General features: G+C 38.2%; 19 protein-coding genes. 4 read left to right on the top strand and 15 right to left on the bottom strand.

Going from position 1 to position 21,857, the window contains the following annotated elements:
- Window position 1: 1 nt before the first annotated feature.
- Window positions 2-1,144, bottom strand: a complete 1,143-nt coding sequence (locus NXS00_RS11870) for an iron-containing alcohol dehydrogenase (RefSeq protein ID WP_258099422.1) — start codon at window positions 1,142-1,144, stop codon at window positions 2-4.
- 29 nt (window positions 1,145-1,173) lie between these two features.
- Complete coding sequence (eat, locus tag NXS00_RS11865; RefSeq protein ID WP_258099421.1) at window positions 1,174-2,487, bottom strand: ethanolamine permease; 1,314 nt, start codon at window positions 2,485-2,487, stop codon at window positions 1,174-1,176.
- A 139-nt stretch (window positions 2,488-2,626) separates the two neighbouring features.
- On the opposite strand from eat, the gene NXS00_RS11860 reads away from it, so the two are divergent.
- Window positions 2,627-3,220, top strand: a complete 594-nt coding sequence (locus tag NXS00_RS11860) for a Crp/Fnr family transcriptional regulator (RefSeq protein WP_258099420.1) — start codon at window positions 2,627-2,629, stop codon at window positions 3,218-3,220.
- A 91-nt stretch (window positions 3,221-3,311) separates the two neighbouring features.
- Window positions 3,312-3,986 carry an MBL fold metallo-hydrolase gene (locus tag NXS00_RS11855; RefSeq protein WP_258099419.1) on the top strand — a complete coding sequence of 225 codons (675 nt, stop codon included), beginning with the start codon at window positions 3,312-3,314 and terminating at the stop codon, window positions 3,984-3,986.
- A 140-nt stretch (window positions 3,987-4,126) separates the two neighbouring features.
- Here the strand turns inward: NXS00_RS11855 and NXS00_RS11850 are convergent, their stop codons facing one another.
- From NXS00_RS11850 to NXS00_RS11830, 5 genes are all read right to left on the bottom strand, one after another.
- The gene (locus tag NXS00_RS11850; RefSeq protein ID WP_258099418.1) at window positions 4,127-6,490 is read right to left on the bottom strand and encodes an ABC transporter permease; all 2,364 of its coding nucleotides are present in this window, start codon (window positions 6,488-6,490) and stop codon (window positions 4,127-4,129) included.
- 214 nt (window positions 6,491-6,704) lie between these two features.
- Window positions 6,705-7,520 carry a DUF4097 family beta strand repeat-containing protein gene (locus NXS00_RS11845; protein WP_258099417.1) on the bottom strand — a complete coding sequence of 272 codons (816 nt, stop codon included), beginning with the start codon at window positions 7,518-7,520 and terminating at the stop codon, window positions 6,705-6,707.
- Window positions 7,521-7,550: 30 nt separating this feature from the next.
- Window positions 7,551-8,396: a DUF4097 family beta strand repeat-containing protein gene (locus NXS00_RS11840; RefSeq protein WP_258099416.1), complete on the bottom strand. Its 846-nt coding sequence runs from the start codon at window positions 8,394-8,396 to the stop codon at window positions 7,551-7,553.
- Window positions 8,397-8,419: 23 nt separating this feature from the next.
- Entirely contained in the window at window positions 8,420-9,205 is a 786-nt protein-coding gene (locus tag NXS00_RS11835) for a HEAT repeat domain-containing protein (RefSeq protein ID WP_258099415.1), read from the bottom strand.
- Window positions 9,202-9,903 (bottom strand): RNA polymerase sigma factor, encoded by a 702-nt coding sequence (locus tag NXS00_RS11830; RefSeq protein WP_258099414.1) that lies wholly within the window; start codon window positions 9,901-9,903, stop codon window positions 9,202-9,204. Before NXS00_RS11830 ends, NXS00_RS11835 begins: the two co-directional genes overlap by 4 nt.
- Window positions 9,904-10,039: 136 nt before the next feature.
- Here NXS00_RS11830 and NXS00_RS11825 point away from each other — a divergent pair, with 136 nt between their 5' ends.
- A complete protein-coding gene (locus NXS00_RS11825; RefSeq protein ID WP_258099413.1) occupies window positions 10,040-12,055 on the top strand; it encodes an alpha amylase C-terminal domain-containing protein in 2,016 nt (671 codons plus the stop codon).
- Window positions 12,056-12,253: 198 nt separating this feature from the next.
- The gene (locus NXS00_RS11820; RefSeq protein ID WP_258099412.1) at window positions 12,254-13,534 is read left to right on the top strand and encodes an HlyD family secretion protein; all 1,281 of its coding nucleotides are present in this window, start codon (window positions 12,254-12,256) and stop codon (window positions 13,532-13,534) included.
- A 28-nt stretch (window positions 13,535-13,562) separates the two neighbouring features.
- On the opposite strand, the gene NXS00_RS11815 is transcribed toward NXS00_RS11820, so the two are convergent.
- From NXS00_RS11815 to NXS00_RS11780, 8 genes are all read right to left on the bottom strand, one after another.
- Window positions 13,563-15,401 (bottom strand): RiPP maturation radical SAM C-methyltransferase, encoded by a 1,839-nt coding sequence (locus NXS00_RS11815; RefSeq protein WP_258099411.1) that lies wholly within the window; start codon window positions 15,399-15,401, stop codon window positions 13,563-13,565.
- Window positions 15,398-16,309 (bottom strand): DUF6624 domain-containing protein, encoded by a 912-nt coding sequence (locus NXS00_RS11810; RefSeq protein ID WP_258099410.1) that lies wholly within the window; start codon window positions 16,307-16,309, stop codon window positions 15,398-15,400. Before NXS00_RS11810 ends, NXS00_RS11815 begins: the two co-directional genes overlap by 4 nt.
- Window positions 16,297-17,298: a grasp-with-spasm system SPASM domain peptide maturase gene (gene gwsS / locus NXS00_RS11805; RefSeq protein ID WP_258099409.1), complete on the bottom strand. Its 1,002-nt coding sequence runs from the start codon at window positions 17,296-17,298 to the stop codon at window positions 16,297-16,299. The genes NXS00_RS11810 and gwsS overlap by 13 nt, the downstream gene beginning before the upstream one ends.
- Window positions 17,291-17,494: a hypothetical protein gene (locus NXS00_RS11800; RefSeq protein WP_258099408.1), complete on the bottom strand. Its 204-nt coding sequence runs from the start codon at window positions 17,492-17,494 to the stop codon at window positions 17,291-17,293. The genes gwsS and NXS00_RS11800 overlap by 8 nt, the downstream gene beginning before the upstream one ends.
- Window positions 17,487-18,482, bottom strand: coding sequence for a grasp-with-spasm system ATP-grasp peptide maturase (gwsG, locus tag NXS00_RS11795; RefSeq protein WP_258099407.1), 996 nt, complete (start codon window positions 18,480-18,482; stop codon window positions 17,487-17,489). Before gwsG ends, NXS00_RS11800 begins: the two co-directional genes overlap by 8 nt.
- Window positions 18,479-18,691: a hypothetical protein gene (locus NXS00_RS11790; protein ID WP_258099406.1), complete on the bottom strand. Its 213-nt coding sequence runs from the start codon at window positions 18,689-18,691 to the stop codon at window positions 18,479-18,481. The genes gwsG and NXS00_RS11790 overlap by 4 nt, the downstream gene beginning before the upstream one ends.
- Window positions 18,692-18,760: 69 nt before the next feature.
- Window positions 18,761-20,953 carry a peptidase domain-containing ABC transporter gene (locus tag NXS00_RS11785; RefSeq protein ID WP_258099405.1) on the bottom strand — a complete coding sequence of 731 codons (2,193 nt, stop codon included), beginning with the start codon at window positions 20,951-20,953 and terminating at the stop codon, window positions 18,761-18,763.
- A gap of 69 nt (window positions 20,954-21,022) precedes the next feature.
- Window positions 21,023-21,484 carry a DUF4268 domain-containing protein gene (locus NXS00_RS11780; RefSeq protein ID WP_258099404.1) on the bottom strand — a complete coding sequence of 154 codons (462 nt, stop codon included), beginning with the start codon at window positions 21,482-21,484 and terminating at the stop codon, window positions 21,023-21,025.
- Between the last annotated feature and the right edge of the window lie 373 nt (window positions 21,485-21,857).

Here is a 21,857-nt window from a genome sequence, read left to right as displayed (position 1 = left end):
TTTAATATGCTTTTTGATAGAGTGATCTAAAGTCGTCCAGTGATACTGGTTTTGGATTATTTGGATGTGCAAAGTCTTGAATGGCTAATTGTGCCAATGGTTCCAGATGCTCTTCTTTCACTCCCACATCTCGCAATTGTGTTGGGAGTTCTAGTCGTTGATTCAGTTCAAACAAGTAATCAACTACATGTTCTCCATCGCCATCGATGACTCCTAGAAATTCCGCCATTTTATCAAAACGAGCTTCAAAGCCATTGTAATTGAAAGCCATTCCATAAGGTAGGTTGACCGCATTGGCCAGGCCATGATGAGTGTCCAATAAACTAGACATGGGATGTGCTAAACTGTGAACAACTCCAAGTCCTTTTTGAAATGCTATAGCTCCCATCATCGATCCCAAAAGCATGTCTGATCGAGATTGAATATCTGGGTGATGAGTCGCTTTTTCGATTGATTTGGCAATTAGCGCCATTCCCTCCAGGGCGATGCCATCACACATTGGATGATAATTCTTAGCAAGGTAGGCTTCCATGTTATGCGTTAAAGCATCCATACCCGTTGCTGCTGTTACATGAGATGGAAGACCCATCGTCAGTTCCGGATCAGCAAAAACCTGTCTTGCCATCAGTTTTGGAGCGAATAGAATGCGCTTTTTCTTGCTCTCATCTTCCGAAATGATAGCACTTCTCCCAACTTCACTTCCAGTACCTGAAGTGGTCGGGACAGTCACAAAGTACGGAACATCTTCCGTTACATATTTATCACCTCCTATGAGGTCATCGTAATCAAATAAGTCTCTGTGGTGATTGATGCGTAACACGATTGCTCTCGCTACATCCAACGCTACTCCTCCACCAATTCCGACGATGCAATCACAAACTGAATTGTGATAGAAGTCTCCACCTTTCAATACATCAGACTTCACAGGATTCTTATGCATTTCAGAATAGACATCCACTGCGAGGTTTTTATTCTTCAGTGATTCCACTATGTCTTTAAAAAAATCCAGGTCAGCAATAACGGGATCCGTTACAATAAGTGGGTGTTTTAACCCTTGGGCTAGTAAATGATCCGCTAGTTCGTCGATGACTCCTGCACCAAATCTGATTGGGCAAGGAAAGTTGAAATTCAGTCGTTGTTGCATCTTACGTGGTGCAATTGTGCTCGGTTAAGTTAGGAGTTTTTATTGGTAAACTGAAACCAGATGTAGGCTCCTGCCATGATTAGAAAATAGATACCTGCAAGCTGTAAATTGTATACGGTCATTGCTGCCAAAGCGATGGTCGCAATCACTAATGCCACTGCTGGAAATATTGGGTACAAAGGAACTTTGAACGGTCTTTCCAAATCCGGTTCATGTTTGCGTAATTGGAAGAATGCGATCATCGAAATAATGTATAAAGTCAATGCACCGAAACAGGCTATGGTGATAATTTCACCGGTTTTTCCAGTGATCAAAGCGACAATACCAATCAGCATATTCACGATCAATGCATTAGCTGGAGTGCTGGTTTTAGGATGTACTTTTCCCAGTTTTTTCGGAATGTATCCAACTCTTCCAAACTCAAATGTAGAGCGGCCCGCGGCAAGGATGATTCCGTGAAAGGAGGCAACTAATCCAAATAGCCCAACAGTAATTAGGAGATGGTATAAGATATGTCCATCGCCTACAATTTTGGCAAGAGCCAATGGTAACGGACTATCTGAAGCATCTGTGCTTCCTGGAGGATAGACTACTGATTCCCATCCATCTACGCCAACAGCAGAAACGAACGTTAGCAAGCAAAGCACAACGAGTGTCATAATCGCAGAGCCAAAACCAATTAGAATGCTGCGTTGTGGGTTTCTGGCCTCTTCTGCTACATTAGCTACCCCTTCTATGGCCAGGAAGAACCATATGGCAAATGGGATCGCCGCAAAAGCTCCCTGATATCCATTGGGGAGTGCATTTAATTCCAGATTTTTCCATTCCACATTTGGCAGACAAACCCCCGCAAAAATCAACAATTCCAGAACTGCCAATATCGTGATGACCAATTCAAAGATGGCTGCAGCTTTTACTCCAACTATGTTGAGCCCAGTAAAAAGCAAATAAGCCACTATCGCGATGTAAATGGTGTCTACCTGAGGAAGAAAAATATGAAAATATGCACCAATGGCTGCTGCAATAGCAGGTGGAGCAAAGATGAATTCGACATTTTGTGCCATCCCGGCAACAAAGCCCAGGTTCTTGCCCAATGCTCTGTCCGCATAGTCAAAAGCACCTCCAGCCTTTGGAATCGCACAGGCCAATTCGGTATAGCTAAAGGTAAAGGTCAAATACATGATGATGATAAAGAAAGTAGCAATGGCTAGACCTGATGTGCCACCTTCAGCAAGTCCCAAATTCCACCCGAAGTACATGCCAGAGATGACATAGCCTACCCCCAGTCCCCAGAGCATAATGGGTCCGAGAGTTTTTTTAAGAGTGGGATTTGATGAAGGCATAGGCATAGTGAGTTTTGATTCTAAAAATACTAAGTCGATAGCTCTTTTTTTCAGTAAACGGGTGAAAATATTAGTGAATACTCAATGTCGTTCTAAATTATTTGGAATTTTTTCAAAGGAGAATGTATCTTGTTGTGTTATGATTCCTGTTACTGCCTCACCATATCAGCTTCTCCTCGATCAGTTAGAGGCATTCAATTCAGTTGCCAAAGACGATTTGGACCTGATCAGATCTTGTTTTCAGGTAGTTCAAGCAAAAAAAGGAGAAATTTTGATACATCAAGGGAATCTGGTTCATCATCTTTATTTTATCAATTCAGGATATGTAAGAACTTTTTTTCTCAATGAAAATGGAGAAGAGTTTACCACCTCGCTTGGAGAAAAAGGTCAAATGATTTCATCTTATGAAGGGTTTCAACGAGGGGTCAAATCAACTGAATCAGTACAAGCCATGACAGATTCTACTTTGTTGATGGTTAATAAAACAGACTATGATCGGGTATACCGAGAAGTCAATTCCTGGCCAAGATTCTGCTCTGGTTTTACGGAAGAAGCCATTTTAAGATCAGGGGAAAGGTTGTTGGATTTGCAGCGATTAAGTGCTAGCGAACGTTATGAAAAACTACTAAAGAATAGACCCAATATTGCCATGAATGTACCCGTTAAATTCCTGGCGTCTTACCTTGGTATTCAACCTCAGTCTCTTAGCAGAATAAGAGCACAACGAAAGTAACATAGGTGATTTTTTGAGGTAAAAAGCTCTGATAGCTTCGCAATAAAAAGGAGAAGCTATGATAATTCCAATTAGTATTTGGCCCAAACACATGATGAATTGTTTTATAATTCAAGGTAAGAATGGTCTTGTTTTAGTTGATACAGGTGTTCCTGGTAGTTCCAGGAAGATTTTTGAAGAAATCAACAACCATGGGTTTAGTCCATCTGATATTCGATTGATTGTGGTGACGCATGGTCATATGGATCATTTTGGAAGTGTAGGGGAGATTAACAGGGAGCTCAAAGTGCCTGTTTTAGCACATCAACTAGATACACCATTTTACGAGAAAGGAGAGGCAAACGTAGCTACTATGAAACCAACCGTGCTTTGGGCGCATCTTTTTAAACGATTAGTTAAAGGCATTAAAACGAGATCTTTCACTCCAGATATCATCATGGATCAGGAGGAGTATGATCTAAATGAATGGGTAACCGGAGCGAAAATTATTCATACTCCTGGTCATACAGCTGGTTCTATTTCCGTGGTTTTACCCAACAAAGAAGCAATCATAATGGACATGATGTCTTCAGGCGTTGGGCTTGGAGGAATCATGCTTCATTCCAGAGTGAAGCATCCGGCATTTCATGATGACTTGTCTCTATTGAAGCAGAGTTTTGACAAGATACTCGCCTATGATTTGGACGTATTTTACCTGGGACATGGTAAGCCTGTCAGTCGGCAGCAGGTTCTAAAGTACGTTGATAAATACCTGAAGTCTTATTGAGTTAAATACTTCAGGGCTTCTTTTTCATCATCGTAGAAGCGCATAGTGCCTCCAATGTGCTTTTTGAATAATCCACTTGGAAGTGACATAAGTATGAAATAGTTGACATATAGTGAGTTAACTCATGATTCAGCAAAATGTCACTCATATTTCAGAGCTTTTACAGGATTTGTTCTACTTGCCTTTATCGCATGATAGGTCACAGTTGCTATCGCCACCATGATGGCTAGCAGCGTAGAAACTAAAGGTATGATGAAAGTTAAATCTACTCGGAAGGCAAAGTCATCTAGCCAAAGGTCCATCAAATACCAGGCAACAGGTGAGCCAATAACGGCGGCAATGAGAACCAGTAAAGTAAATTCTCTTGTTGTGATCTGAATGATCGAGAAAATAGAGGCTCCAAGTACTTTTCGAACTCCTATTTCCTTGGTGCGTTGTTGAATGGCAAATGCAGCTAATCCGAACAAACCAAGACAAGAAATGAAGATCGCTACCATAGCGAAAGTGTTGAATAGCTTGGCTGTCCTCGCCTCGTTCTCGTAAAATTCTTTCCAGGTATCATCTACAAACTGATATTCGAACGGGTAAGCCGGAGCAAATTCCTGATATACCGATTGCAATACATTGATTGCTTCTCGGTTTTTACCAGGTTGAGCGCGTACCACCAGGTAATTGAACCACTCGGGATCATGAACCATCAGCAGTGCATGGATCTTGCTTCTCGAGGAGGCAAAGTTGAAGTCTTTGAATACTCCAATGACTTTTCCATGCCGGTCACCCCAGAGTGTCACTGATTGATCTACGACTTCTTCAGGAGTGAAACCCATGGCCTTGGCTCCAGCTTCATTGACCATGAAGTGAAGTGTGTCGCTGGTGTATTTCTTGTCATAGCTTCTTCCAGCAGCTAGCGGGATTTCAAAGGTCTCCGTCCAGGTGTTGTCAATGCTGAGATTGCTGAAAAGTATTTTCGATTGAGGATCTTTTCCTGGCCAATCAAATCCCCAGGTGGAGTTACCAAACCCTAATGGAGGTTGACTCATGGCTGTGACCATTTTGATGTCCGGATTTTTTGATAGCTGATCTTTGATCAGCTCATATTTCTCTCCCATGTTTTGGTGCATTTGTACATAGATCAGTCCCTCTTTGCTGAAACCAGTTTCTTGATTTTGGACAAAGACCAGCTGCTGATATACTACAATGGTGCAGAAGATCATGATGATAGAAAGGATGAATTGAGTAGTTACCAATGCTTTTCTAAACCGAGAAGCCCCACGCCCGCTTTTCATTTGACCTTTCAGAACACTCGCAGGTTGGAATTTGGCAATATAGAAAGCAGGATAACTTCCAGAGGCGATTCCAGTAATCAAAACCAGGCCAATTAGAATGAAAATGGTTATCGGTTCCAGGTTGAACGAAATAGCCTTTTCTGTCAATGCGTTGAATGGCTTGAGCAATAGGAAGACCAATACCATCGCTATGATTCCTGAGAAAATAGCAAACACTACAGACTCACTCAGAAACTGTGTCACCAGATTGGCTTTATAAGCTCCAACCACTTTTCTCAGTCCTACTTCTTTGGCACGTTTTACAGCTTGAGCGGTTGCCAGATTCATGAAATTGATACTAGCTATGAGCAAGATGAAGAATGCTATGATGGTGAAAATTCTAACGTATCTAATTCTGCCGCCATCCTGAACGCCATTGTCCCAGCTAGAGTACAAGTGAAGTTTTGATAAAGGGTGTAGGAATAATTGAACGGCATTGTGATCATTCTTTTCTTCCAGAAGATTGGTGATTTTGTCGCTGAACTCTTCCCATGCGACTCCCGGAGCTAATTGGACAAACAATCTCACATTGTTATTACCCCATTGGTGCAGCCACTGACCATTTTCTTCCCAGAAAAACTCGAAGTTGATGAGGTAATCAAAATCGCCGTAAGTTGTGTTGTCAGGCCATTTTTTCACCACTCCTGAGACAGTAAACAGGTCTTCATTATTGAGTTTGATGGTTTTTCCAACTGGGTTTTCATCCTGAAAATATTTCTTGGCCAACTTCTCTGTAAGAACCAATGAGGTTTTAGTAGTAAATGGCTGTTCAGGGTTTCCGTGTAAAAACTCAAATGTGAAAATATTGAAGTAATCAGCATCTACGTAACGTCCATTTTCATAAAACGAGCGATCATCTACGGTAAAGAGGTTTTCTGATTCCCAGGTGAGACGCGATGAATATTCTACTTCTGGATAGGTCTGTTTCAAGTAAGGGCCAAGCGGGCCAGGTGTAGAATAGGTTGTGCCAATTCGGTCTTCATAGTTTTGATTTTCCATCACCTGATAGATCTGATTGATATGCTGGTGATGGGTGTTGTAATTCACTTCATCTTGCACCCAAAGAAGGATCAATATGGCGCATGCCAGACCAATGGCAAGTCCTAGAATATTGATGGTGCTGTAAACTTTGTTTCTGCGAATGGTGCGGAGGGCTACCTTGATGAAGTTCTTGAGCATGATGAGTTTAGTTTGGTAAGATTGATCACAGAAAGTACTTCGCGAACTCCCGAAGGTTGCAGATTACATCAAAAAAAATAGAGACTGTATCAATAAGGTGTCATTTCGACTTTGGAGAAATCTATCTTCAACTTTGCTCTTTCAAGACTTTACAGCAAGGTCTAGAGATGCTTGCCAATAGGATTATTGATACAGCCTCTTTGGTAATTGTCAGTTACTTCCCTTTCCTAACAATGATATTTCCATTCATATTTTTCATGGTGTATTCTGGGCCACCACCATTGATTTTGCCATAAACCCATTGGTTGATGGATACTTCATATTTACCATCGTCACGTTTTACATTGGTTTTGGAGCGCTCCATGTCCATATCAAAGTCCGTGTATATATCTCCCTGATCAGATTTCATTTTGGTAGTTGCTTTAGTTGACGCAGGTAGTGTCACATCCACGTTACCATTAAGGGTTACGAAGGACATAGGCTCGCCCGATGTAATTTTCTGCAGTGTCACCTTCACCTCTCCGTTGACGGTGTTAGAAACTATGGATCCGCTCACATTGGACAAGTTGATTCCTCCGTTTACTCCGGACAGGTCCATGGCACCATTTACACCTGTTACCTCAATAATTCCGTGCACGGTGTGCAAATCCAGATCACAGTTTGCGGGTACTTTCATCTCAATGTCAATTCGGGCTTTCCAGGATTCCGAATCGATATCGATCTTGTTGTTGTTTTCTTTCGCTCTCAACTCAATGCCTGTAGAGGATACTTTTTTCATTCCTGCAGGTATATTGTCATCTTTTTGTCGATGATTATTCAGGTTTTTACCACTTGACTTGGCAATGATGATGACTTCTTTGCCATCATAGGCTGTTACTTTGATATCCCCCTGCACCTGGTCCAGTTTAATGTAGGCTCTTTCTCCAGGCTTGGTTAGTGGTATAGTAAATTGCTCCGAGAACCCTTCGTCTTGTGCTACCGCTGTTGCGGCAATGAATATTCCGAATAATAAGATTGCTAACTTTTTCATGTTAATTCTATTTTGTCGAGCGGTGCCCGGTTATTGTCTTTTTAAATAAATATCTCCGTTTAGTGTCTCGATTGAGAGTAGAGGGCCATTTTGACCAATTTCTATAGCGAATGATTGGTCCAGTTCATAAATGGTCGCCTCATCACTTTTGGAAGTGGTCTTTTTTAGTTTGGGAGCTATGGACTCATAGTCAAATGCTGAATACAGATTGCCATGCATGGTTTTAGCCGTAACTCTGGCATTCATTCGATCCATCAAATACAGGTTGATAGTCCCATTGATTGTTTTGTAAGTGCCATCTGAGTTAGGGTTCGACTTGAAAAAGACATCCACATCTCCATTTACAGTACAAGCTTCATCTATAGCTCGTGCACCTTTGATAGTTACATCTCCATTGACATTGTTGGCACTTATTAAGCCTTCTATTCCCGTGATTTTCACATTTCCCTGATCCACGGTCTGTACATCTAGATTTGAATTTGCAGGAATCTCTAGCTCAAAATCAAACACAAAATCGTAATCATCTTTGTCACGCTGGATCCATCTTCCTTGTCGATAGCAACCACTCCATTTGTCACAAATGAACGGTGCAGCCAGGTATAGAATGATGGAGTCATTACGATTGATCACTTTTAAGTTCATCTCAGAAATACCTTTTTGAAGGTCACTTTCATTTCTTGCAGAAATGGTCTTGGTTACATCGTACTTGATCGATGAACTACTAGATCGTTTGATGGTAATTTCACCGAAAATATTATCGATTACGATCGTTTTAGGAGTTCCTCCAGTACTGATCTCGTCAGTTATTTTTATTTCTTTTTTGTGATCCTGTGGCCAGATAATAGTGGTCAGCAGTATCAGTATCATTGATTTCATTAGTTCTTTTAGTTTGAGTCTTATTAAATAGACCGCAGTGTTTCAATGGTCGATTGTAGTTTTGGCTTGATGCTTTCGACTACATCTTCCGATTGCAGCATATCTTTAAATGATTCTACAGCAGCTTTTTCTTGAAGCATGATCATCGCGTCAGCCAAAGCCACCTGCACAAGTGGAGAATTCTGCACCTTGATTGACTGAATAAGAGCTTGTCTTACTTCACTTTGCTTGCCATAAGGAATCAGTGCTTCCAATGCGGCCAAACGAACATTAATGCTTTCATCCTGATTGAGTGTGGAGATCAAGGCATCAGTCACTTTGGAGTCGGCTTTTGGTAATTCCTTCGTCAGGTTTACCGCTTTGATCCGATCCTGTGCCTGAGGCTTTTCAATCATGGTCAGCATCAGCATTTCTTTCATGTTCTGCACTTCTGCAGTCAGGTTAGCAACATCATTTTGCTGCTTTGGGATGAAGAAGATACCTATTACCATTCCCATCGCTAGAGAACCAAGATTTACATGCCAATTGGCTATAAACCATGTCTTCAACTGGTCCGCAATGGTTGGTTTCCTGGATTCTGCCACTGCTTGTCCTAGCATTGCTTCGAATCGCAAATCCATTTCTGAGGAAGGTTCAGGTGTTTTAAGGTCACCCATACTATTCCAGAGAGAAGACTGCTGTTCCAATTCTTCAGCAAAAACAGGATTCGCTTTTAGATACTCCTCCAGCTGTTGCTGTTGAGCTTCAGCCAGTGGACCTTCCAAGCTGTCCATCCACCATTGTGTTGCTATGTCATCAGTTAGTTTCATGATAAACCAGTTTTATTGGAAATGTTGCCATCTAGTTTCAGGTAATTGTCTTTTAGCTCTTTCATGGTTCGGTGCACGCGAACCTTTATGGCGCTTTCAGATATTCCAAGCAGTTGTGCCACTTGCTCGTATTTCAGTTTTTGGAATCTTGTCAGTTCGATCAATTCTCGCTTGTCTTCTGGCAATGCCTGAATCGCACGAGAGAGATTGTTCAATTCATCGGTTTGCTGCAAGTAGACTTCTTTGTTGTGATCATCTCTGAGCTGTTCTTCCCAGGTGGACATGTCTTCCTGCCAGCTGTAGCGATTGTTCTTTCTCAAGAAGTCTTTGTGCACATTGCGACCCATGTGAAAAGCCCATGCTTCAAAGTTTCCAGAATCCGAATAACTATGCTTGTACTTCAACATTCGCATGAATACATTTTGAACCAGATCCTCACTAACAGACGCACTGCTAGTCATTCTATAAAAGAATCCAAACAGTCTTCTGCTGTAGCGTTTGTAAAGCAATCCGAGTTTCTCCACATCCCCGGCCTTTACCTTTAGCATGAGTGAATGATCATCTAGTTGGTTCAATTGGTAATCGTTTTGTGCATCGTCTTCATCGGGGAAACTGAGGCTCTTGAAAGAGGTTACATGAAATTTATAAAATTCTTTTGGTCGGTGCCATTTTATACTTTGCATTAATATCGATTTCATTCTCAAAAAATTAAAATGAGAATGAAAAAATGAAGTCAAATTGAAAATATTGCAATAAAATAGCGACTCCATTTAAAATATTTGGTCGCTGATGGCTTGGTGATTAACTTACATCTACATCGAAGAATGAAGAAGTATGGCGACAAGTAGCATTCCTATTCTTGTTAAGAATGATCCTTGGTTGGAACCTTATATTGGTGAAATCAATGATCGAATTAAACGCTTCAAAGACCGTAAAAAGGAATTTGAAAAGAGCTATGGTTCACTCGATGAATTTGCAAAAGGCTATGAATATCTTGGCCTAAACTACGATAAGAAGAAAAAAGGTTGGTGGTACAGGGAGTGGGCTCCTGCTGCTCAGGCATTGCACCTAATTGGTGATTTCAATGATTGGAATCGTGAAGCCAGTCCTATGACCAAAGGTGACAAAGGCATCTGGGAAGTCTTTCTTGCTGACAAAGAATATAAAGGAAAGCTTGTTCATGAGTCAGCTGTAAAAGTGCAGGTAACTGGCGCCAATGGTACTCATGATCGTATTCCAGCTTACTCCAAATACGTCACTCAAGACGAAACTACATATGATTTCACTGCAAGAGTTTGGCATCCTGAAAAACCTTATAAGTGGACAGATAAGAAGTATAGCTCTGCAGACGCATTTAAAAATCCTTACATCTACGAGTGTCATGTGGGCATGGCCCAGGAAAAAGAAGGTGTAGGTACTTACAGGGAGTTTGCAGATGTGTTGTTGCCCAAAATAGCCGAGCAAGGCTATAATGCCATTCAGGTGATGGCCATTCAGGAGCATCCTTACTACGGATCTTTCGGATATCACGTGAGCAATTTCTTCGCGCCAAGTAGTCGCTTCGGGACTCCATACGACTTGAAATACCTGGTGGACAAAGCACATGGTCTCGGAATTGCCGTGATTATGGACATTGTGCATTCTCATGCGGTCAAGAATCTGGCCGAAGGACTCAATGAATTTGATGGATCAGATGATCAGTATTTCCACCCCGGAGGCAGGGGTTTTCATACACAGTGGGATTCCAAGCTTTTCAATTATGGCAAAGAAGAAGTTTTACGCTTCTTATTGAGTAATGTGAAATATTGGTTGGAAGAGTTTCATATGGATGGATTCCGATATGATGGTGTGACGTCCATGTTGTATTTCCATCACGGAGATATCAGTTTCGATCATTACGATAAATACTTTAGAGATACGGACTGGGATGTTTTAACTTATTTCCAGTTAGCCAATACATTGATCAAAGAGATCAATCCAAGTACGATCGTTATCGCGGAGGATATGAGTGGTATGCCAGGTCTATGTCGTCCAGTGAAAGAGGGAGGAATGGGCTTTGACTTCCGTTTGGCCATGGGTATTCCTGACTATTGGATCAAAATTCTCAAGCATAAGTCTGATGAAGAGTGGAACATCCACGAAATGTGGGGTACGTTGACCAATCGCAGACATGGTGAGCGCACCATTGCTTATGCTGAGTCTCATGATCAGGCGTTGGTAGGTGATAAGAGTATTGCCTTCTGGCTGATGGACAAGGAAATGTATACCCACATGCACAAAGATTATGATAGCATGATCATTGATCGTGGGATTGCTTTGCATAAAATGATCCGTCTCTTCACCCTAAGCCTGGGAGGAGAAGGCTGGCTAAACTTCATTGGCAATGAATTTGGTCATCCTGAATGGGTAGATTTCCCAAGAGAAGGAAATGGCTGGAGCTACAAATATGCCAGACGCCAGTGGAATCTTCAGGAGCATCCTGATTTGCGCTATCAGTTCCTGTACAACTTCGGTGCAGACATGGTAAAAATGGCCAAGGAAAATGAATTGGTTGCAGTTTTACCAGCGCAGCAGCTCAACATGGATGATGACAATAAGTGTATCATTTTTGAACGAAACAATCTGATTTTTGCATTTAATTTCTCACCAACGAATTCAATACCTGATTATCGTTTCAAAGTACCGGCGGCAGGAAAATACAAAGTAGTGTTGAATTCAGACAGTGCTGAGTATGGTGGATTTGATCGTATCGATGATGAGATGAGCTACCCAACGGTGACCTTGTTCGGTGAACACTTCTTAAGCCTATACTTACCTAGCAGAGTGGTGATTGTGTTGAAGAAGAAGTAGACAAGTCGATTAGAGTGTTTAGGGTTCTTGATGCTGCCAATTTATTAAAGCAACAGGTTAAACCGTATATCGATTGCGCTTCCCCAAGAAGGTATATGTGAAAAATCTATTATTTTTTCTTAAATCAATTTAAATTGAATTTTTTGGCTATTTGAATAAAAGAATTTACTAAAACTAAATTTTTAAAATCATAAGAGAATGCCGGTAAACGAGACACAGCATTTTTCTGAGCGTTCGGAGGAAGTCCAAGAAATCATAGGTACGGTTCCAAGTTGGATTATAAGATGGGGTATCAGTATAATATTCGTGGTGTTAGGATTTCTAATTATTACGTCTTGGTTTATTAAATATCCCGATGTTGTAAAAGGAGAAGTTCTAATAACAACCAAAGAAGCTCCTGTTAATTTGATTAGCAGAAATTCTGGTATTTTAAAACTATTGACATTAAATGGTAGTAAAGTCGATTCAGGGCAGGTACTAGGTTATCTTAAAAACAGTGGCAAATTAGAAGATGTATTATTTGTCGAAAATACTCTGAGGCAAAAAAAGCAATTTGGATTTATATTCGAAAATGCTTTAGAAATGGGCCCAGTTCAAGCGCAATTCAATAAGGTGGTTATGTCCAGTGTTTTACTTGAGGATTTTCGAAAGAATGATCGTTACCAAAAGGAAATCGATCAGATAACCCGGCAGATTAAATCGTTGAGAGAACTAAATGAAAATTTGACAAGTCAACAGGAAATTTTCAAAATGGAGTTGAGTTTGATCAACGACAAATTCGCTGCTGATTCTATTTTATTTTCAGATAAGGTTATATCCTTACGTGATTTTAAGGAAAGTAAGACATCATATCTTCAGCAACAGCGATTTTTTAAAGCACAAGAGTCTTCAATCATAGATAATGAATACGAGCAAATAGAATTGCAGAAAAGGATTGATTTATTGAGGATTGAAAAGATAACAGCAGAAGCATCTCTTTTTCAGCAATTTGAAAGTAATGTCGATGAGCTTCAAGGAGCAATAAAAAATTGGAAGGAAGAGTACTTGTTCATTGCTCCATTTGATGGCGAACTTGCATTTTTGGATTTTCTCCAGGAAAATCAATTTCTAAATGATGGAAAGCCTGTTTTTAGTGTTTTACCTAAAAATGAAGAATTGTATGCCCGTGTAATTATTCCTGTTTATTCTTCAGGAAAAGTGTTTAGAGGTCAAGAAGTAAATATCAAATTGGACAATTATCCAAGTGAAGAGTATGGGATGCTAGTTGGATTAATCAATGAAGTTTCTACGATACCCGGGGTCATTAATGATGGAGAAACCATTTATCTAATTTCAGTTGATTTACCGAATGGATTGCAAACAACTTATCAGAAAAAATTGCCATCTAAGCGAAATTTAACGGGGGAGATAGAAATTATAACAGATGATTTAAGAGTCATTCAAAGACTATTTAATTGGCTTAGAAAATTGCAACAGTAATATTTCACTTTCTTAATTCACGGAAACACTACCTGTTCTCAGATTTTGGCAGGCAGACATTAAGATATTGATCATTTTCTTTAATGAAGAGCCCCATTTGGATTAATTCATCAAGTAAATTTGGGAGTTCAGATTTATCTCCTTTGAAATATTTGTTCAAATACGAAATCGTTTTTGGTGTGTCATTACATAGAAGAAACAACTCATCGATTGGATCTTCAAATATGTAGATTCCATTTTCTTTATTTATTCTAAAATCTTCTACTCGAACCATTCCTGGCGAATAACTAAATGTCAAACTGTTGATATCCTGATCAAATGAACTTTGCCATTTATCTATGTTTTTAGTAAGAATCTCATAGTTGTCATCATCAAGAGTATCAACAAGTTCATAACTGAAGAAATAGGCTATTTTGTCTAAGTTGTAATTTTCAGGATAAATGTATTGATATGAGAAATGAGGTGTCATGTGCTTTTTTGGATATGCACTTTCATTTGCATAGATAGGACTAAATCTCTCCATCCAAATTCTACCATAGCCTATGGGTGGTTGAAGGTGGTATATGTTGGAAATTACTTGGTTTTGCTCTTCAATGTATTCTGTTTTTTCTCCAGGGAACCCCCATAATATGTTCCAATATGTTTCGATTCCATAATATTTGGTCCATTTTAGAAATACTACATTTTGAATCCCGGAAACTCCTTTTTTCATCAGTTTTAGTACTGAGCTTGATAGAGATTCTATGCCAGGCTGAACTTTTTTTACTCCTGAAAGTGACAGAAGTTTTATTTGTTCCCGATTTATATTTGATTTTATCTCATAGAAAATGGAGTAATCACTATTAATTGAAATCAACTCTGGGATTAGTTTCTTCAAATAGGTGAAATCCATGATGTTATCAACAGCTTCGAAATTGAAGCTTTGATACTTTTTAGTCTGATGTATTAATTCTTCTTTGACTTTTTCAGGGCTCTTACTTTTGAAGGACATGGAGTCAGCATTCAGGCCACAAAAAACACAATGTTGCTTTTCTCCCCACCAACAACCTGTAGAGCTCTCAAATGGGATTTTAATGAGATTTTTTTGATAGTTGTACTTTATTAATCCAATAGTTTTTGCAGTCTCAAAAAACGCGGAGTAGTCTGGAATAGGAATTGAATCTAATGGCTTCGGGTCTGCCGGGATAAGTTTAGGAAGATCATCAATGCTCCGCTTGGAATACAAGCCTTTTATACCTCTTAAATCACCTTTTTTAAGACCTTCTAAAAATTTAATAAGAGAATCCTCTCCTCTTCCCATAATGATGTAATCAATTTCTTTGGTCTTACGAAGCAGCTCGATTCCCATATGATCATCCATATTTGATCCGCCTAAAATGATATTAATTTTTGGAAATTTTTCTTTGATTCTTTTGGCTAGTGCAATGGAGGAAACGTTTTGTTCAAATGTGCTCGAAAAACCAACGACATCAAAGGAACCCCAATCAATAGAATTTATCAAGTAATTAAGAAAATCAGGAATGATGTTGTCTCTAATATGCTTGAGTTCTTTCTCAATGTCATTCCATCCCAAATTTTTAAATTCCTTAATAAATAGCTCTTTGTAATTTTTAATTAAATCATCATGCTGAGGTGGACAATTTAGTTGAAAGGCGGCTTTAGCAAATAGCCATTCGCCAATTAAAATCCCTCTATGTCTACAGAGTGCTTCATAAACCATGTCATCAAACCGTTTTGAAAACTCCAAATTGAAGTAAAAATCCTGAGCATGATACCCTGCTTCTGTCAAGACAGATTTAAGAATACCTAATTGGATAGATGGTCGAATGATGCTGTAAAATGGCATGTTGACTATGGCTATCTTCATCCCTTGTCTTTTTGATGTTTAAGAGCCATTGTTTTATACTCTGCAAGGGTAGGTAGACCATAGTATTCTCTATATAAATCGACATTAACAGTGTCTAATATGGGCTTGAATGATAGATTTTGTATGAATCCTAAACTATCATATTCAATAATATATTGAGTCCCAAATTTTTGTTTTAAACCTTGATTTATCTGCACTCTGTCGAATAGATAAGCATAATTGTTTTTGTCAGCATCATAGCTTTTGACAGCATCTTCCAGGTATTTCAATGCTTTTAGCTGAAATTCTAAATCATCATCTGAATGCTGTGCAATCAGCCAAGCAGATTTGCTGCCTTCGGCACCTACCTTAGAAATACTGGGCCATCCAATTTCGCTGATTATTTCATTAAGAATTTGTCTGTTTTCCTTATCAAAAGCTTTCTGTTTGTTCCAATCATCTGAATCAGTCTTTTCAGAGCGATATTTTTGATCTCTTATTAATAAGGTGTCAAGGCATTTTCGAAGTACCGGAAATTGAATCTCGTCATAACGCCTTGTGTTTTGTAACAAAAGTGAATAGACCTCACTCCAATCAGGATTATCAAAATATTGAGAGAAAACCGAGTCATTATTCAAGCTTTTAATAGAGCTGTATCTCAGTCCTAATCTGGCTGCTTTGGTTAAGTAATATTTACAAGAATCTTCTTGCTTGATTTGAGCATAGCACTTCGCAAGATAATAAATATCTGTTCTCCATGATTCTTCATATTTTACCAGTTTCAAATATTTTTCTTTTGCTAGCCTATACTCTTGACTAGAATACAAAATCTTGGCTTGTTTTAGAGACTGTACATAATCCGGTATTTGACCATTTAGGAAGAAAGTTGAAAGACAAAAAGTGGAATAAATAACTATTAATTTTCCCATTCTCCAATGTAGGGGTTATATGAACATTTTTGTGGCTTATCGAAAAGGCCTCCATTTTTGGTGTATGCTCTACAGTCTGTACAGATGTATCTGAATTCACAATCTTTACAGGTGCTAATTTGGTCCTTATTGATTTTCCAAACTTTTTTGAATTCCAGATTTCTAAGTACATCTACAAGTTTAGTGTTGTTTATTATGCCGAATGATTTTTCGAATGATGGACAATTTTTGATTTCACCATTGGTATCTATAGAAATTTTTTTATTAAGACAACTGTTATAAGCTAATGCTTCTGTAAATGACTCAATATTCACAGTAAAAAAGAATGAAGATATTTGCCCACAATGACTGCTAGAGTCAATTGATTTTTTGGTGAAATGAACCTTTGAATTCTTTATTTCTATGCTTTTATCAACAGGAGAAGAATGGACGATAACATATCTAAACCTTGAATTATTTTCTAGGATAGATTCTAACCTACCTTCTACTATTATATCATGTTTCAAGATTATTTCAAAAATAGGAATACTTGATTCACTAAACGTGGTGGATATTTTTTCTAAAATATCAATATTCAACCCATCAAAATTCCTGATTTGTACAGCTTCGCAAACAAGTCCTTCAAGTTGCTTTATTACGCTAATTAGGTTATATGTGCTTGTAGAGTTATAGTCAATGATCGCATTGGTTACTTCTGAATAGGTCGCGAACTCAAGATCTAGCACTGGAAATAATTCAGGGGTATTTGTGAATATTCCATAGCCTGACTTAACTAAAGCCTCAAAGTAATGGAAAAGACTCCCATCTTCTGAAAGATCAAATTTTTCCTCTAAGTCAGTTATTGAATGCTCACGAGATAGATTCAATATATCATATAGCTCATTAGGTATATATTTGTACTTACCTAGTTGAAGGTCACAAATTATACTTCTTGTAGCCCCTTTTACAGGTATGCAGTTACCGTGGAGAATAAAGTAATCCTTAGTCATTAAGAATGATTATTTTACTTACAGGTTTGTAATAATGCTGTGGGAGGAAATCCATGCCTTCCACTGCAGAATTTGTATAGGTCTCTATAAATCGTAGAACTTGTTCGGTTTCATCCATGGTTTCCAGATGTACAGGAAATAGTTTTAAATCCTCCTTTGGTATGAATTTGACTAGAGAATTACATTTTTCAGGCATTGTCTTGCTTAATTAGAAATTGGGCAATCTTTTTGTGTAAATGATAATTGCACGGACTGGAGACCATACCGAATTGACCTACAGGATTTACTTCTAGAAAATAGTACTTGTCTCCACTAACTAATAAGTCTATTGATCCCGTATTGAGTTTTAGTCGTCTCAGTAGTTTTTTTAGTTTTTGATCTATATCTACTGGAAGTTTAAATGGAACATTCCTGTTGGGATATTTATAATCATATCGTCGGAAATCGACGGTGGTTTGGTCATTATCCTGTGAGAAAATGGCCATACTATAGAATTCATCATCTATAAAAAAACTTCTTACCTCATAATCTTTTGAAATATACTCCTGCACTAGAAATGGAAATGGTTCATCATTTAGATGATCCAAAAAATCCATTTCAATAATCGTAGTATACTGATTAAAGAATTTTTTCCCCATGGATATTGGTCGAATGTCCTTAATGGGTTTCAAAGCCAGTTTTGGATATATTTTTAGAACTTCTTTTAATTGTTCTTTACTGGATATAATCCATGTTTTAGGTACGATGATCTCTAATTTTCTCGCGATATCTAGCTGCATGATTTTATTTACAGCAGCAGTATCTGGGTGACTCAACCAGAATTTATCCTCCAAGCGATAAACTAAAGATCTGAATAGCGCAATTTTCTCTGAGGTACGAAATCTCCGTATTTCAGAGTCAGTGCTTTTTTCGAATTCTTCCAGGGATAGATTTAGATTATCCTTTATCTGAAATCGGCGGTACCATATAACATTTATGTCACGAGCAGCCAACGATTTCTGCCCCTTCTTTAGAGTTATCGAGAATTGTTGGTCGTTCAGTTCTGCCATGATGTTGGTAATTACATCAGGCATGCCATCATTTACAATAGAATTAATTCTGAACCATCTACCACCTAAATTATTAATCCAATTAATAACCCGTGCGGTAGAAGGTTCTACTGAGTTTGAAAATATCAGTATCAACTCAAAAAGGTTACAGGATCATCATCATCCTCATCACAATCACAATCGTCATCAGATTCTGGACTACCACTTTTAGTGTCTCCTGTAGCACAGCCAGTAGTACCTGTGCCAGCTAACATTTTACCTCCTAAAATTCTTCCCCAAGCAGATTTTTCTTCTTGCATTGATTCGAATTTTTCAAAATTGTCAAAAAGACTTTTCTTTTTCATTGGCGTATTATTTTGTACACAATGGACTAATATACATTAAAAATAAAACAACCGTTAGTTTGTAAAAAATTATTCTCCAAGTTCTAATTGATTTTTGACTAGATGATAGTAGTTCCCTTTTTTAGAAACTAGTTCTGCATGAGTTCCGGTTTCTATGATTTTGCCTTTTTCTAATACGATTATTTGATCTGCCTTTTTAACTGTGCTTAGTCTATGAGCTATCACAAGAACCGTTTTTCCTTTATAAAATTCTTCAAGATTTCCCATAATAATCTTCTCATTATTTGAATCCAAAGCGGAGGTTGCTTCATCAAAGAATAAAAATTGAGGATTCTTATATACGGCTCTCGCAATCAGTAGTCTTTGCTTTTGTCCTTGGCTTAAGCCTGTTCCATCCTGACCAATTTTGGTAGAGTAACCTAAGGGGAGTTTTTCAATGTAAGTATGTATGTTGGCAATTTTACAGGATTCAATTACCTTGTCGAGGTTTGGATATTCATCTGAAATGGCTATGTTTTTTGCGATAGTATCTGAAAAGATAAATCCATCCTGCATTACCACACCTACTTTTTCTCTCCATTTTGCACTACTCACATAATTAAGATTTATATTCTCAATCATCAGTCGTCCATTTGTTGGTGAGTAAATTTTTAGCAGCAGTTTCATTAAAGTTGTTTTACCACTTCCACTTGAGCCAACTATTGCGGTGATTTTACCTTCTGGTATGATCATAGAAATATTATCAAGAGCATTTTGCTGATCTAGCACGTTGTATCTAAAAGTTAGATTTTCAATGCTCAATTCTCCAGATCTATTAGGTAAATCTAATCTTTGTGCGACTTCATCTTCCTCATTTTTAATGCTATGAACTTCACCAATTCTTTCCATGCTGATCCTGGCATCTTGCCATTCTCTGATGAAATTTATGACACTATTTATAGGCCCATTTAATTGTCCAATTATGTACTGAACAGCTAACATCATACCCAAAGTCATTTCACCCTTGATCACGGCAGTTGCTGCCATAACGGTTATGATAATGTTTTTAAGTTCGTTAATAAATAGGCTTCCTGATTCTTGAAACTGTTGCAGTCTCACACTATCCATGTCTATTTTGAATAATTTAGCTTGAATGCGTTCCCATTCCCATCTTTTTAATTTTTCTGCTCCATTTAGTTTTATCTCAGTCATTCCCGAGATTAACTGAATCATTGAGGTCTGATTGGCAGATTGTTGATTAAATCTCCGGTAGTCAATCTCTTTTCGTTTTCTGAGAAAAATTATTGCAAAAAGGAAGTATAGCACACTTCCAGAGGTAAAAACTAAAAATATTCGAAGGTTGTATATTATCAGAACGATTCCGAATATGATCAAATTGAAAAATGAAAAAAGAATGTTCAATGAGGAAGAACTAAGAAATTGCTGAACTCGGCGATGATCTCCAACTCTTTCCAATAAATCACCAATCAATTTGGTGTCGAAATATGCCAGAGGAAGATTCATTAATTTGATTAAGAAATCGGAGATGATTGAGACATTAATCCGAGTGCTTAAATGAAGTAATATCCATCTTCGTATAAAGTCAACAGAAGTCCTGCTAAAAAAAAGCATTAATTGACCTCCAAGAATCAGGTATATAAAATTTAAATCCCTTGTATTTACTCCAATATCAACAATTGCCTGAGTTAGAAAAGGGAAAATTAATTGAAGAAGGCTTCCAATAAGTAATCCAAATATCAATTGAGTTACAAATTTTTTGTAACCTCTGAAATAAGAAAATAAATAATACAGACCTTTCTGATGTGTGATTCCCTGGTCAGATTCTTTAGAATAAAAATCTGATTTTGGCTCTAATAAGAGAGTTATCCCTTTGGAGGTATCTGTATCATTTTTTGTGATCCATGATTGAAGAAATTCACTTTTACCGAGAACAATCTTTTGTCCAACTGGGTCAGCAATCCAAACTTTATTATTTTTTACTTTATAGACAACTACAAAATGATTTTGATTCCAATGAATTATACAAGGTAAAGGTGCTTCATTTTGAAGTTGGTCAAAAGTAAGTTTAACACCGATTGTTCTTAGTCCGATTGACTCAGCAGCTGTGCTAATGCCCAGCATTGATACCCCTTCCTTGGTAAGATGGGATTTTTCACGTAGTTCTTGAATTGAATAATTTTTGCCATGAAATGATGCCACCATCCTTAGGCAGGTAGGGCCACAATCCATAACATCATGCTGGCGGAACAGTTTAAAATTCATTTGTTAGCTATCCTGAAACACTAAAAAAGGGGTATTAACAATATAAACAAAATGTAAATTCAGAAATGTTTACCTCAATTTATCAAAAGCATACTTCGCATTTTCCCAGAAGACATCAAGTGCAATGATTCTGGGTTTGAAAAAGGAGATGAGGTCTGGCCAGTCATTTTTGTTGAAAACGGATTTGCCGGGTAGTTCCTGGTAAATCTGACTGACGATTTTGCCATGTTCATCTGGGAAGTTCATTTCCCAGGTCCATTCTTCTTCTAGCTCAGCATGCAGTAGTGTTTTCAATTCTAAAAACTGTTCAAAGAATAGTTCCTGGATTTCTGGATCTCGATGTTCCATGGAGATGGCGATCACTGCGGACTTACGTTTCGTATCCATTCGAAAATAGACGTCTTTCAATCCAGTATTGTAATTGATCCAGTTTACACGCATGTATTCGGAAGAGAGGATTGGCTTCATGTATTGACCAAATGTGGTCCAAAAGTCCTGCTTGATTCTCGATGCCTCTTCCCTGCTAAACATGCCGCAAAATAAATCAACTCTTTTTTAACCGCGGAGATCGCAGAGTGAACAGAGCAATATTGAGTCTTAAATATTTTTCGGATTGATATGGTATGGGCTTTCATGCAAGGATGGACATTGTTCATTTTAGGTTTTTGAGAGGTTAAAATCAGATTGAAATAAAAGCTGTCTGCCTGTCGGTAGGCAGGTTAGAGTCATTGATAGATTTATTTTCTTGAGGATGAATAAACTGGACGAGTTTTTTTATTTCCTGATTTTAGTCCTCAAAAGGCGTTAAGAAATGAATACAGTCCTAGATTTTTGCCTACTTTTCATCAATGGAAAAGTAGGAGAGCATAGTCTGTTCGCTTCTTTAGTTTTTCTTTGTGGCAGA

The sequence above is a fragment of the Marinoscillum pacificum genome (assembly GCF_024714495.1).
Classification (GTDB): domain Bacteria; phylum Bacteroidota; class Bacteroidia; order Cytophagales; family Cyclobacteriaceae; genus Marinoscillum; species Marinoscillum pacificum.
The sequence above is the reverse complement of the archived record's forward strand: the minus strand, read 5'-3'. Positions and strand labels throughout refer to the sequence as shown.

Bases quoted from the DNA above. Each gene is read 5' to 3' on its own strand.
- NXS00_RS11785 (WP_258099405.1), bottom strand. From the start codon at position 20,953: ATGAATTTTAAACTGTTCCGCCAGCATGATGTTATGGATTGTGGCCCT.
- NXS00_RS11845 (WP_258099417.1), bottom strand. From the start codon at position 7,520: ATGAAAAAGTTAGCAATCTTATTATTCGGAATATTCATTGCCGCAACA.
- NXS00_RS11825 (WP_258099413.1), top strand. From the start codon at position 10,040: ATGGCGACAAGTAGCATTCCTATTCTTGTTAAGAATGATCCTTGGTTG.
- NXS00_RS11850 (WP_258099418.1), bottom strand. From the start codon at position 6,490: ATGCTCAAGAACTTCATCAAGGTAGCCCTCCGCACCATTCGCAGAAAC.
- gwsS (WP_258099409.1), bottom strand. From the start codon at position 17,298: ATGACTAAGGATTACTTTATTCTCCACGGTAACTGCATACCTGTAAAA.
- eat (WP_258099421.1), bottom strand. From the start codon at position 2,487: ATGCCTTCATCAAATCCCACTCTTAAAAAAACTCTCGGACCCATTATG.
- NXS00_RS11835 (WP_258099415.1), bottom strand. From the start codon at position 9,205: ATGAAACTAACTGATGACATAGCAACACAATGGTGGATGGACAGCTTG.
- NXS00_RS11855 (WP_258099419.1), top strand. From the start codon at position 3,312: ATGATGAATTGTTTTATAATTCAAGGTAAGAATGGTCTTGTTTTAGTT.
- NXS00_RS11790 (WP_258099406.1), bottom strand. From the start codon at position 18,691: ATGAAAAAGAAAAGTCTTTTTGACAATTTTGAAAAATTCGAATCAATG.
- NXS00_RS11840 (WP_258099416.1), bottom strand. From the start codon at position 8,396: ATGAAATCAATGATACTGATACTGCTGACCACTATTATCTGGCCACAG.
- NXS00_RS11810 (WP_258099410.1), bottom strand. From the start codon at position 16,309: ATGGGAAAATTAATAGTTATTTATTCCACTTTTTGTCTTTCAACTTTC.
- NXS00_RS11815 (WP_258099411.1), bottom strand. From the start codon at position 15,401: ATGAAGATAGCCATAGTCAACATGCCATTTTACAGCATCATTCGACCA.
- NXS00_RS11870 (WP_258099422.1), bottom strand. From the start codon at position 1,144: ATGCAACAACGACTGAATTTCAACTTTCCTTGCCCAATCAGATTTGGT.
- NXS00_RS11830 (WP_258099414.1), bottom strand. From the start codon at position 9,903: ATGAAATCGATATTAATGCAAAGTATAAAATGGCACCGACCAAAAGAA.
- NXS00_RS11820 (WP_258099412.1), top strand. From the start codon at position 12,254: ATGCCGGTAAACGAGACACAGCATTTTTCTGAGCGTTCGGAGGAAGTC.
- NXS00_RS11780 (WP_258099404.1), bottom strand. From the start codon at position 21,484: ATGTTTAGCAGGGAAGAGGCATCGAGAATCAAGCAGGACTTTTGGACC.
- NXS00_RS11800 (WP_258099408.1), bottom strand. From the start codon at position 17,494: ATGCCTGAAAAATGTAATTCTCTAGTCAAATTCATACCAAAGGAGGAT.
- NXS00_RS11860 (WP_258099420.1), top strand. From the start codon at position 2,627: ATGATTCCTGTTACTGCCTCACCATATCAGCTTCTCCTCGATCAGTTA.